The organism is Winogradskyella sp., assembly GCF_965228925.1.
GTDB lineage: Bacteria > Bacteroidota > Bacteroidia > Flavobacteriales > Flavobacteriaceae > Winogradskyella.
Genome location: NZ_OZ245845.1, coordinates 3,819,805 through 3,832,600, shown reverse-complemented (window position 1 = coordinate 3,832,600; position 12,796 = coordinate 3,819,805). Strand labels below are relative to the sequence as shown.

Annotated in this window: 8 protein-coding genes and 4 tRNA genes; 3 read left to right on the top strand and 9 right to left on the bottom strand. The window is 37.1% G+C overall.

Features of this window, described 5'->3' with window-relative positions; all coding sequences use genetic code 11:
- Nucleotides 1-94 precede the first annotated feature (94 nt).
- Together ACO052_RS15895 and ACO052_RS15890 are read right to left on the bottom strand one after the other, a co-directional pair.
- On the bottom strand, nt 95-1,264 hold the full coding sequence (locus ACO052_RS15895; protein ID WP_422104773.1) for a hypothetical protein: 1,170 nt from the start codon (nt 1,262-1,264) through the stop codon (nt 95-97).
- A 427-nt stretch (nt 1,265-1,691) separates the two neighbouring features.
- Nucleotides 1,692-1,765: transfer RNA gene (locus ACO052_RS15890), tRNA-Pro, on the bottom strand.
- A gap of 248 nt (nt 1,766-2,013) precedes the next feature.
- Between ACO052_RS15890 and ppgK the strand changes: the two genes are divergently transcribed.
- Nucleotides 2,014-2,745, top strand: a complete 732-nt coding sequence (gene ppgK, locus ACO052_RS15885) for a polyphosphate--glucose phosphotransferase (protein WP_422104772.1) — start codon at nt 2,014-2,016, stop codon at nt 2,743-2,745.
- A 38-nt stretch (nt 2,746-2,783) separates the two neighbouring features.
- Here ppgK and ACO052_RS15880 read toward each other — a convergent pair whose 3' ends face one another.
- Genes ACO052_RS15880 through ACO052_RS15865 form a run of 4 tightly spaced genes read right to left on the bottom strand, consistent with a single transcriptional unit; the run spans nt 2,784 to nt 9,016 of the window.
- A complete protein-coding gene (locus ACO052_RS15880; RefSeq protein ID WP_422104770.1) occupies nt 2,784-4,025 on the bottom strand; it encodes a peptidoglycan-binding domain-containing protein in 1,242 nt (413 codons plus the stop codon).
- 11 nt (nt 4,026-4,036) lie between these two features.
- A complete protein-coding gene (locus ACO052_RS15875; RefSeq protein WP_422104769.1) occupies nt 4,037-5,236 on the bottom strand; it encodes an endonuclease/exonuclease/phosphatase family protein in 1,200 nt (399 codons plus the stop codon).
- A 12-nt stretch (nt 5,237-5,248) separates the two neighbouring features.
- Entirely contained in the window at nt 5,249-7,222 is a 1,974-nt protein-coding gene (locus ACO052_RS15870; protein WP_422104768.1) for a DUF2779 domain-containing protein, read from the bottom strand.
- A 36-nt stretch (nt 7,223-7,258) separates the two neighbouring features.
- The gene (locus ACO052_RS15865; RefSeq protein ID WP_422104767.1) at nt 7,259-9,016 is read right to left on the bottom strand and encodes a patatin-like phospholipase family protein; all 1,758 of its coding nucleotides are present in this window, start codon (nt 9,014-9,016) and stop codon (nt 7,259-7,261) included.
- A gap of 441 nt (nt 9,017-9,457) precedes the next feature.
- On the opposite strand from ACO052_RS15865, the gene ACO052_RS15860 reads away from it, so the two are divergent.
- The gene (locus ACO052_RS15860) at nt 9,458-10,597 is read left to right on the top strand and encodes a hypothetical protein (RefSeq protein ID WP_422104766.1); all 1,140 of its coding nucleotides are present in this window, start codon (nt 9,458-9,460) and stop codon (nt 10,595-10,597) included.
- 83 nt (nt 10,598-10,680) lie between these two features.
- Nucleotides 10,681-11,772: a DUF2235 domain-containing protein gene (locus ACO052_RS15855; RefSeq protein WP_422104765.1), complete on the top strand. Its 1,092-nt coding sequence runs from the start codon at nt 10,681-10,683 to the stop codon at nt 11,770-11,772.
- A 186-nt stretch (nt 11,773-11,958) separates the two neighbouring features.
- Here ACO052_RS15855 and ACO052_RS15850 read toward each other — a convergent pair.
- The 3 genes from ACO052_RS15850 to ACO052_RS15840 form a co-directional block, all read right to left on the bottom strand.
- A tRNA-Arg gene (locus ACO052_RS15850) sits at nt 11,959-12,032 on the bottom strand.
- 191 nt (nt 12,033-12,223) lie between these two features.
- Nucleotides 12,224-12,298: transfer RNA gene (locus ACO052_RS15845), tRNA-Pro, on the bottom strand.
- A 233-nt stretch (nt 12,299-12,531) separates the two neighbouring features.
- A tRNA-Ser gene (locus tag ACO052_RS15840) sits at nt 12,532-12,615 on the bottom strand.
- Nucleotides 12,616-12,796: the final 181 nt, after the last annotated feature.

Genomic DNA, 12,796 nt, shown 5'->3' with positions numbered 1-12,796 from the left:
ATTTTGACCTTGATTTTTATTCCATTGCGTTAAGTAAATTTGTTTTTGGGTACCACAAAAGCACACTTAGTTTCCTTGAATACATTCAGCCAATTTAGGAGATTCCGCTCCCTTGCTTAAATTTCTCAACAAAATCCTGCCTCTCTAATAATAATTCTAAAGACTTGAAATTATTCTGTTTACAGTAAAACCACTCCCTACAGAATAATTCTAAAAAATATTTGTTTAGTTGATCTTTTCTATTGTCATTACCAAATATTGAAAATATAATTTGATGTTCGGTATTAGGTATTTTAACCCACCCATTATTTTCAAGATGAAAAGCCAATGGTTCCCAAGCGTAGACAAGATCATTCTCTAGGTTAGGGTAAACATTAAATTCATCAATCAACTGAATCTTATAACCTTTTTTACTTTTCGATATTTGATAATGCTCTTGTGCGGTAGATTTTGAATACACTGATATTGTATTGTTTCTATTAAATGCCTTTTTCTTTCTTGACTTCGTCATTAGGTATTGATATTCATAATGTAATTCTTTTATTAGACTCATCTCTTTTACATCCATTAAACCATTTGAATGGAATGTAAGAGTTGGATTAGCAGAAAAAATAAAATCGTTTTTTTTATTATTTTCAAACAAAATTGTCTCCATCTGTTTCTTGGCATTGACGTCAAAAAATCCAATTTCAATATTAAGGTCAAATCGCTTTTTTAAACTAAGTAAAGTTGCTATACTTGCTGCACAAACAGAAGTAATGCTTACTCTAATTGTTTTTTTTAATCTCGAAATCATCTTCACTAGATTATTGCTTCTTTCCGCATAAGGGAAGAGGTCAACATTAGATGGATTAGATAAAATAGTCTCATTAATATCAGCATCTAGGTTAAATAAATCTTTGCCAAATGGTAAATATAAGCGCTCTTCCGATTGAGCTTTAATTGCTTCAAATCGAGCAATTGAAAGTTTCCTAGTCTCTATAATTTGTTCACGATTTCCAATACAGGATAAATGAAAATCTCGAATCATTTTTTCTGCAAGAATAGGCACGACTTGTGCATCTTTGTTTAGAATATATTTATCCAAAGAAGGGTATAAAGATCCTATACTTTTCTTATCATTATTCTTTTGGGTTGCTAATGCATATATTGCCTTTAGAAATATGGAAGTAGGAACAGGGTACCCATAAAAGAATATAAGACTTAAAGCAGAATCCACACTGAACTCTGCAGCATCTCTACCAAGTTTCTTGAATTTACTCATTTTATTCTCTAGATATGTTGATCCAAAAAATATGTATCAAATATCATGCCCTCAATCATTTATGAATAAATTCCTCATCAATTTGGTCAATAACTACTCATTGTCTCCCACATAATTTTTAGCTTTATATAAACAAATCGTGGTTATTACTTCATTCCAATTATAGAGTTAATTTTGCAAATTAAAGCAATGCTTTAGCTGATATATAGAATCCAATAAAACCTTTATTGCAAATAAAGCTTAGTGTCTCAAGAGATTTGGACTGCCCAAATACGATTGTTGAAAATGATAGTTAGAATCTTAAAGGATTTATAGAATCCATTTACATCGCTATTGTTGCAAATTAAAGCTTTGCTTTAATTTTAACTAAAGCAAAAAGCTTGCTTAAGAAAGTAAACTTTCTACACAAGCTTTTCGCTTTAGTTTGTCGGGATGACTGGATTTGAACCAGCGACCCCTAGCACCCCATGCTAGTACGCTACCAGGCTGCGCTACATCCCGAGTTTCTGTTTTAAGTACTTAGTTAAAACAGTTTTTTAAAATTTTCAAAGAACAGAACAAACCAAACCGTAGTGCAGTTTACCCTGAGCTTGTCGAAGGACTACATCCCATAAATAAGGCCACAAATATAAGTATTTTTATTACTCAATTTCAATCTGAAATGATAAGATATAACGAAGAAAATGCTTTTGATTATATTTAGCGCGAAATAAAGAATTTAGGCATAACAAAATACACATCATCAATTTATGGAATTACTAGGTATAGATATTGGCGGTACGGGAATTAAGGGGGCAATAGTAGATACGGAAACAGGAGAACTCATTACAGAACGTCACCGTGTAGCGACCCCAAATGGTGCAAAACCTGCGGATATTGCTGATGAAGTGGCGGAAATCGTAGAGCATTTTAATTGGAAAGGAAAAGTGGGATGTGGCTTTCCTGCATTAGTCACCCATGGTGTTGCGCATACGAGTGTTAATATTCATAAAAGTTGGAGAGGTGTGAACATTGAAGACTTGTTTAAAGAAAGAACGGGTCTAGATTTCTCGGTTGCCAATGATGCGGATGCTGCTGGATTGGCTACAATGACCTACGGATCGGGAAAGGGTAAAAGTGGCTTGGTATTTATGATAACCCTTGGAACGGGAATAGGCTCCGGCGCCTTTTATAATGGGGAGCTTATTCCGAATTTTGAACTGGGGTCTATACCCTACAAAGAGCATAAGCGTATAGAGTATTATGCTTCTGATGCCGTTCGTAAACGCCAAAAACTATCCTACCCAGAATGGGGAAAGCGCGTTCATAAATTTTTAAGACTAATAGAGAAACTTTTCTCTCCAGATTACATCATCCTTGGCGGAGGAGCCAGTAAAAAATTTGATCGATTTAAAGACGAAATAAACATAGCAACTCCCGTTATGCCTGCAGCATATCAAAATAATGCGGGAATCGTAGGGGCTGCACTTTTGGCTAGATAAGCAATAACAAAAATAGAAACTAAAAGGGTGATCCGTGCCTAAATACGTTTCATGGATTCCATGGCCTTCTTGGCATAGTCGGCGTCAAAATCCGTATCTATGTTTAAACTCTCTTCACGTCCCAAGGTATAAATCAAACTATTTTGTCCAGGTTTGGTATAACAAATCACCAAGTCAGTCAACATATTATAAGCTCCTTTAGTTTTCTTTTCAGAGGTGGTCAATTGACTATAACTACGGGAAGCGAATGACTTACAGCTAATAGGTGTATTGAAGTTGTTGATATAACTTTCCCCTGAGATGACTTGGCAGCCCGCCGAGAAGTTCAAACTTCCAATTCCGGACCAATGAATATTAATGGAATTGTTGACTCGGATACCCAGAGGCTTACCATTGTGATCCGTTATTTCTAAATCTTTTGGAGTTAAAGAATTGTCATTATTCCAATCTCTTAAAACCAATACCCCTTCTGCTATTTTTGGTTTTGCAGCTTTATATATTTTTTTCTCTACCCATATTTTATGCCACCCAAACCTATAGTCATGTTGCCCTTCTACCAAAAAGGGTTCATCTTTTCTTCCAGCCATACGTACACTGGGATCTGTAGAGCCCCAGAATTTAAAGACTTGACCATTTATGAGAAGAATAAATAAATCGTCATTTTCACGATCATGAACGGCCTGATCTTGATTTCGACGTATACCAATCAAATGGATATCATCTTTATCGAATTTCCAATCGTCGATTTTTCTAGTTGAATACGTCTTATTCATCTTATTCACGTACTTCAATATCGGACCCGGATTTGACTTATAGTGCCTTTTGGCTTTTTCTAATAACTTAAACCAATCTTTATACTCTTGTGTTGGATTATTTGCTGATTCTGGTCTCCAACTGCAAACCAATTTATCACGTTGCCAACGTTCTACATGTTTCATCGTTCCACTCCCTACAAATCCATCAGGAACCATAGTTTTGTCGCCATTAGGATCTATAGTACGTACATATTCCTGAAATAAGCGCACGGCAGATTGCGTGGCATAATCAAAGACACCCACATTCATACGATTGGTCAAAAAACCAGCTTTTTTCAAGAATTCCTGCAATTTTTGAACATCATTACCAGGAACTTTTCTGAATGAGCGCCACTTCGTACGATCATCATCCCTAAAGGTGACCACCTGTTTTAAAAGCCCATCTGTATGATATCTTTTGAGAAATTTTTTTCTATCGTTCGGATATTTAGCGGCATCCGTACTTCCTAAAAATAAGAGTCCCATAGTTTAATTTTTTAAAGGTTTTGGTCTGGGTTAAAATTTTTGATCTTCTCTAAATACTTATCAGTGAAGTTGATTTCTATTTCTATCCAAAGCGGTAGGTGATCGCTTACTTGAAACGTACGCCATTTCTTATAATAAGCCTTTAAGGACACATCTGTTTTTCTGGCTGCTTTTAAGCTTTTAATTTGACCGCTATATTTATCCCTGTCATTTTGATTTGTCGCTTTAGCTAACATCTCCTCGGCATATTCCAATTTCTCCGCAATGCGTTCTTTCATTATTGGCTTATAGGTTTCATAGTCTTCTTCTTCCCTAAAGACACTGTTGAAGAATTGAAAGACACGGTCTTTGCGATGTGGCTGTAACAATTTTAGTTCGTTCTTTTTGGACATAAAGGAGATTTGATCGTAAAATTTGGTTTGATCACTATTACTACCTTTATTATTGGTTACAACCTCAAATCCATTTTCTTTTAGTGCATTAAATCCCGCACTGCCCTCTTTTTTAATATTAAAGTCACCAACTAAAATATAATTGGTATTGCTCTGGTTATTGCTTTCAATATTCTTTTTGGCTTCTTGGGCAAGATACTTTGCAACAGCTTCAATCTCTTGTACGCGCCGTTTATACTTTGCTGAACTCGGACTGTTAGATCCGAAGTAAATATGAACGGTCGAAAAGAAGAACTTGAACCATCCAGATTGAAAATCCACTCCGAAAGGTGTTCTTGAAAACTGGCGCTTATGTTCCGTTTCCTTACTGATCATCATTTTTGGCGGCAGTACAATCTCTCCCGCAATACCAGTAAAGTCAACTTTTTTCTTATTATAGATAAAACCAAGACGCTCTTCATTTCCCCCTAAGCTACTATGGGTTACATCCGTAACTATGTAATCATAGTCATTTCCTAGAATGCGCATTAATCGTTTAAGGGGCCATAAATCATAACAGATTTCTTGAATGGCAATCACATCGAAATGAGAAATGATCTCAGCAATATAATAGAACGACTCCGTCATCCTTGGTCCGAAATTGAATCTATCATCATCAAAGTTTCGAAGATTCCATGTTCCTAAAATTAGCGAATCCGCCTCCTTTTTTCTAGGGAATTTTTCGTCCTTCAATTGCTTCCTAATGCGCTGTAAACCTTCAATAGTACGTGTACGCCGACTAATGTCTTTGTCTTTCTTTAGTGGATAATAATAAGGCATAATGGCTTCTATTTATTGGGTTGATATGAGTTCTAAAAAATGTTCATAGATCATCACCATGGCCAAGGTGTCTAGTTCGCAATACTTCAACAGAGCATCCTTAATTTGCTTAACTTCTTTTTTGGTCATATCTGTATATTGTAACTTACCGTATGCGGTCAAGGCCGCTCCACCATCACTAATGGATTCCATTTCCGATATTGAATTTGCAATATCTTCTTCCGACCAATCCTCAAAAATCGGAGGTAAATTCTCATAAGGACTCATAACTTGATCGCCGTCAATAGCAAGCCATATATGATCTGATTGGAAGTTTCTTGAACTTAATGCTAGCGCACCGATGTTTTTTGAATACTTTTTCTTTAATACAGCACTAGATGCCAGAATAGCTGGTAATACGGCTTTAATAGAATTAGAACCCTTGGTCAATGAGTTAAAGTAGAAGTCTTTAACCACCTCTAGTAGATCCACCATGTCACGATAACCCTGCCATTCCGTTGAGGCGCTCTGTGTGCTATGTGAAACGTTTTGAATAAACGTCATCAATTCGTCTTTGTCCGCTTCATCTGACGTAGCCAACTGTTCATAAATCGCATTGACAATGGTATTCTCATGATTGCCGTATCTAAAAATACTACCTTCATCTTTCTCAAGAGCCCGCTTTAAGGCTCTAATAAATTCAAAATTTGGAAATTGGCCCGCCTCAGCATTCAAAAATTCACTCGCATGTTCAATGCGTCCGTCCTCGTAGTATATATGATGTGAGAACTGAAAAGCGATCTGTTCGTATGGGCGACGTCCTTTATGAAAAGGTAAAGCCGAAGTACTGGTTTCGAAGTCGATAAAATGCAATGGGAACGACCATTTGTCCATTTCTGTTTTTAATCCTTTCTTATCTACAAAGAGCGAATGGTCGTTATTATTGGACTTTTCGATTTGTAGCCATTGCCGCTCGGTACTAGACAGCTTGCCATCTTCAGTCTTAATTTTTAAATCGTCTTTTTTGATATCGGACAAGAAGAATTTATTGCTATTAAAGAACGCAATACCACGACGGTAATACAAGCCTCCGATTTCAAAAATGTGGGGTTTTTCAAAATCATCACTTGTCCAATGGTGTTGTTTTTTAAAGCAGTATTCATAACCTGAATCTAAACCATCTTCTTTTTCTTCCTGACTGGTTTTGAATTCGCAATGTTTGCAGGCCGAATAGGTAGTAGGCGCATTAATGTAATCATCCTGTTCATAATTATACTTGAATTTTGCCACGGTCTTCTTAAAGCTCAAGCCATCTTGATATTGATGTACATCGTTGATGATGTCTTCAATAATCTCTGTGACATCTTCACGCGATAAAATAGGATCTCCCAAATCATCAATGGAATTGGCCAAAGTATTAATACCTGTTCGATTATTGGCAGTCTTCGTAATTCTGAACAATTGATTTAGTCCATTGATGGAAGCTGTTTTGGAAGTATCTGCCATCATTATATAAGACTTAATCTCAAATCCAGGAAAGCGCTTCTGAAGCACATATTTCTGAAACGCAATGTCAAATAGATAAACCTTCCATTCACTGCGCAGACCACCGCGTTTACCAATAAATATATGATCTTCGGTTGAATCGTACGACTTTGCCTTGACTTCAATCAGTTGGATTGTGTCTCCTTTCTTAACCAAGATATCAGCACGAACAAACAAACTTTCATAGAGTACAGCTGCTTCATATATTGTGGCATTATCCTGCCTTAGCAAATCACGCGTCTTATACCAAAGCGTTTCATAATTGCAGTCATTACCTTCTAGGAGTGTACCATTTGGAAAGGTCATTCTTGCCAATTCCTCTACTTGAAATCCCCCTTCGGCTAAGGCCTCCAGAAAACGATCATCCTTTTTATTGTTAGCATAGGATTTCTTGCCAGTAAAAAACAACTTATTGGGACATTCCAGTCCAAGTTTAAATCTTGATTTTGTGAGTACCTTCATATTTATGGTTTGAGCATAATTTTTATAGCATATCAATTACATTCCTCTTTTTACAAAGTCCTTCTCTATGGTTTCCATTACCCATTTTGTCAATTTCTTTGAGATTTTATTGACAATGATGCCTTTGAATAGTCTTCCAAAGAATCCTGACATTTTTCCCTCTAGTTCTGCTTTTAAAATCGCTTTGGTGCGGTTTCGAATAGGACGCTCTAACTTTCGGAAGGCACCCTTGTCGAATTTTGGAAAATCTGGAACGGTGTATTTCGAAGGATTGGAATCATCGTCAGGATCTAATTTGCTCACGTCGGGGATAATGGGCATAAATATTTTTTCTACCCCATCTTGAGTGATCTTTCTTCTGAACTTCTTAACAGCTTCTTCACTAACGCCATGGAATAAGTTATTTTTATCGTCGGGATCGTATTCCATAAACAATATACCTCTGAGGAAATTACGCGCATTATTACGCCCTAAAAAGAAATCGTGCTGTCTAAACTTAATATCAATAAACCCGCCAAACCCGCCTATGCCTCCGGTTGCCAATGGGGGATGATCGGCCTCCCGCAATGTACCCAGTTTCAATTTTCTTGGAAACGCCATTAGCTTGAATAAGCCACTGCCATAAGTGTCACTTTGTTTGTTTCTTGCTTGATTAAGAATTGTCGGAATTAAACTTCCAACGATATCCATGATACTTGTTTTATTATAATTTGGTGGTGTACTGCTTTTTTCATCTTCAAAGTTGGGGAATGGATCGATCAAGATGGTTCCGTATTTAGGATTGTCAGGATCTTCAGGACCATGATTAGCTACTAAACAACGAAGTACTTCATCGAAAGGCTCATTATTAATAGTACCGCCGTCGACAGCCGTGAATTTGAAGTTATCACCATGGCCATCGCCTAATTCAACGTCCATATTGGCATTGAAGGCTTTCCGTTCTACAAGATTGTTTCTAACATAATCCATTGGAAATTCATTGTCAAAATAACGAGGAGCTAATCCAACGGGAAACGACCCCGTAGCTTTAGTCACCTTTATAAGAAAATCTCGATTTGATGGTGGTGTTCCATTTGAGCCATCTGAAGGCAATGGTCTAAATGGCAAATATTTTCCACTATCCGTATTAGCATCATAATTCAATTTGAAGTGAGCCACTATGTCATGATTGCTTATGCGATGTCCGGGTGTAGAATCTAAAAACTTAGATTTAATCTTGCTGAATTTGACCTTATAGTCAAGAGGTCTGAGACTGGTTACCGTTAATAATACCCGCAAATCATCTGAAATGTACGAAGGGAAATTACTAGTACTTGCACTTGATGGCAGCTGCTCGAACACCTTTTCAGCAATGCGATCAATGGGCACGGAATTCAACAAGGATGGTGCCCCTTTTGAGGATTTTAGGTCGTCATTGGATAGCATTTTCTCAAAAGTGGTTCTCCCTTTTCCACTGCCGTCGTATAAACTATCATCATCATCTAAAAACACCCAACTATCATAAAGAATATTGCCCGTTTTCGTTTTAGACACATCGCACACAGGTTCAATATTTCCGTCGCATAGCGCCAAGGCAGTAATCATACTTACCATACCTCCTGCTGAAGCACCTCCAATAGCGTCTATCACCACATTGTGGTTTGGAATTGGACTTTCTGGATCGTCTTTATGCTTTGCTTTGGCAGCCTCCCATGCATTAAGCGCTTCTAATACATAATCCATGAATCCCGCCGTATAAGCTCCAGCCGATACAGCTCCTGCCATGGTAATTCCTAAGTGAAATGTTTTGCCCATATTACTCGATTTGATAGTTGAATTGTAATAATAATAAGATGATCTCAACCATAGAGATTATCTATGTTAAGCTATTAGTTCTTTAATTCTTATGAAGAATTTTGTTTAAGGAGATTTATAAATATAATGATTTAAATGTGAATAATCTGAATTATTTGTAAAGAATACTGCCAATGGTCATTTGGTAATTTTGAAGCAACAGGCTTGCCCATTTGGCTAATTGTAAAAAATGAGAAGGTCACTATATTTTGAGGTCAAGCTCTTTACATACTTGAATAAGAAATTCGAGCTTTGTTAAAATTAACCGGAATTTTCTTTAACTTTAGATCGTAACGTAATGATAATAAAATCCATACGATGTTCTATTTGTAATAATCGAACAGCGTTTTTCGCATCAAAACTATTTTCATTGCTTTTAATTAACCACCTAATTTGATAACTATGGCAACTAAACTAACGCTTAGCGGAATTGTAATTGATAAAGGGACAAACGAACGGATCAGTAATGCGGTTGTTAGCTTGAAGACCCCTAACAGTACATTGTTAGAATATACAGATGATGACGGAAGGTTTAAATTTAAGGATGTCGAAGAGCCTGATTTAGGGCAAGATGAACTTAAGTATAACATTTCATTAAAAGCCTGCTCCGAGCATGGGACACAATACAAACCAGTACCATTAATTGTGCCTATTGATAAAGGACAAGATAAGCATTATGCGGAAATTAAACTTGTAGACAGAGGACCAATTTCGAGCGTTTCGGGCATTGTGTTTTTGATTGTTCTGATTATAACCTTAATCTTAGCAGGATTTGCATATTATGAGTTCCATATCGCCAATGATGAAACACCAAAAGAGATTGATTCAAAATTAATCCATACGCTCGTGGACAACTTTGAGAGTCAGGTCACCTCAGATTCTTTAGCGATAAGTGGTTTACAACTTAAAGATGGTTTAATCGACACTACAGATATGCCTTTATTAAGGTTTAAATTACAACAACTGCAAGAGGCAACTAATGAGGTATTTAAGGTCGCAGCTACGGATTCATCCTACCAGGCCTTAGTGCAAGGCAATATGGAAGCCTTAGAAAATGCCTTGTCCAGGCAAAGTCGAGAAGATGTTATAAAATCGCTCTCCAAGATCAAAAACTTAATTTTGGATGTACCTAATTTAACGGCTTCATGGTTTTGGGAAAGTAAGCCTCTTATTTATGTTGAAATTCTTTTTTGGGCGTTTTTCGCAACACTCTTAAGATTGATTGGTAATACAAGTTATTATATTTCAAGAAATAGATTTTTTCGAGATAGTATCTCACATAAGGCTGCGCTTCTATTTACTATACCGGTAATTGCTTGGATAATTACGCTCGTTGTTTCCTTCTTTGAAATTACTGTATCCATTGGTGGAACTAATATTAATATTGATTTTTCTAACATATATGTCGTCATTATTGTAGCCTTTTTAATTGGCTTGGCGCCCTGGAGGTCCTGGGATTTTATTCGTGATTTAGCAGACAAATTATTTGATGGACTAAAAAAATGGTTAGGATTGAAGAATACGCCCACTAATGAGGCATAAAGAAAGCAGAACTAGGCCATAGTATCAGTATGAGTTCTAGGTTTTAGCCTTTATTCTAGAGTAAATTTTTAAAATATCGTCATATGCCCAAAAATATTATTATTTGCTGTGATGGCACAGGAAACAAATTCGGTAATTCAAATTCGAATGTTGTTAAACTTTATAGTGTTATAAAAAAAATACCTGATAGGCAGATTGCTTATTATGACCCTGGTGTGGGAACGCATCAGTATTCAGGTGTTGTGGGGTTATCATTAAAAAGTCGCTGGAGGCAACTTCTGGGTTTGGCGACTGGTCATGGTTTATACAATAATATCTATGAGGCCTATTCATTCCTTATGGAAAATTATGTACCTGGAGATAAGGTATTCCTGTTTGGTTTTAGTCGAGGGGCGTATACCGTAAGGGTATTATCTGGGTTTATTTATTTTTTGGGCTTGATAGAAAAAGGTAATCAAAACTTGATTCCTTATGCTTTTGAAATATATTCTAAAAAGAAGCCCAAGTGGGATATAGCAAGAAGGTTTAAAAAACAATATTCACGAGAATGCCCTATAGAATTTATGGGTATTTGGGATACCGTTTCATCTGTTGGTTTCTTCTGGAATTGGAAAACCTATCCTTATACAGCCAATAATAAAAACATAAGAACCATTAAACACGCGGTGGCTATTGATGAGCGTAGAGCTTTTTATGTCAATAATAGATTAGGGTTAAAACATCATGAAGGTCAAAGCGTAAAAGAGGTTTGGTTCCCAGGTGTGCATTCAGATGTTGGCGGGTCCTATCCCGAAGCGGATAGCGGTCTTTCAAAGATAGCATTACAATGGATGGTACACGAAGCCATGCAGGAAACCCTTTTAGTTGATCAAGAAAAATACGATCAAGTGGTACTTGGTAATGATAGCAATTATGTGGCTCCAGATCCTAATGGAAAACTACATAAATCGTTGCATACCTTTTGGTATTTGCTTGAAATCATTCCTAAAAAAAGAGTGATAGACTATGCTAAAAGAATCAAGCGCTGGTGTATTCCCTGGGGGAGGTATCGCACAATTCCAGAACGTAGTTTTATTCACGAGAGTTATTTCCAGAGAAAGAATAATCCTGATTATGATCCCCCAAATATTCCCGAGGATCATCGCCGCGTAGAGACGGCGCCAATTGATTGGTAGTTTTTGCAGTATTCTTTTTGAATCTTATATGGAGTTTGAAGTCTAAATTGATTTTTTGTTGGGTTTATTTAATTGTGATTGTGATAGGATTATTTTCATGATCCAAAGCGTTCCGCTTTGAAAATAGTCCAAACAAAAAAACGCTCAAGCAAGCTTGGCGTTTTTTCTTATCGAACTATTTATTCGTGATCGCGACAGGATTCGAACCTGTGACCGTCTGCTTAGAAGGCAGATGCTCTATCCAGCTGAGCTACGCGACCGGACCGAGTGTTTAAAAAATGTCTAGTAGACATTTTTAGCGAAGGGGCCAGCTGGTGGGCGGGCTTAACTTCTTTACACTGATTAAAGGATTAACTGCGTTGATCCTGAACATGTGTTGTTGCAAATTGAAGCTTAGCTTCAATTTAATGAATCTTTTAAACTTTCTACTAAAGCCTAAAAGCTTCATTTGTCGGGGTGGCAGGATTCGAACCTGCGACCTCCGCGTCCCAAACGCGGCGCGATAACCGGGCTACGCTACACCCCGAAAACAATATTACTGGTCAATATTTCAAAAAAACAGTTACCAAATTCCAATGGAACCTGAAATTATAGCCCGGTTCCGGGCAGAGCCTGTACCGAGCGAAGCCGAGGTGCTACACCCCGGACAACAGCTTGCGCTGTAATCAAACTATTAAGAGGAAAGAGCGGACTTGTCCGATGAAGCCCGCTTTCCTATTTAACGAAGCCCACTTTTGTTTAAACTTCAGCGGGCGAAGGCGGAGAGACCGGGATTCGAACCCGGGCAACACTTACGCGTTGACAGATTAGCAATCTGCTCCATTACCACTCTGGCACCTCTCCTCAAATTAAAAGAACGTTTCTTAAAATTATAGACCCGCCCGAAAAAATAACTTTTCTTGTTTAGGCGGGTGCAAATGTAACTTATCATATTAAAGAACGCAACAATTTTTCTCAGTTTTTTATATCATGTGAACTAAATATTTCATTCCAAGTAAAGAATAGAGAAGATGAAATGCTTGTT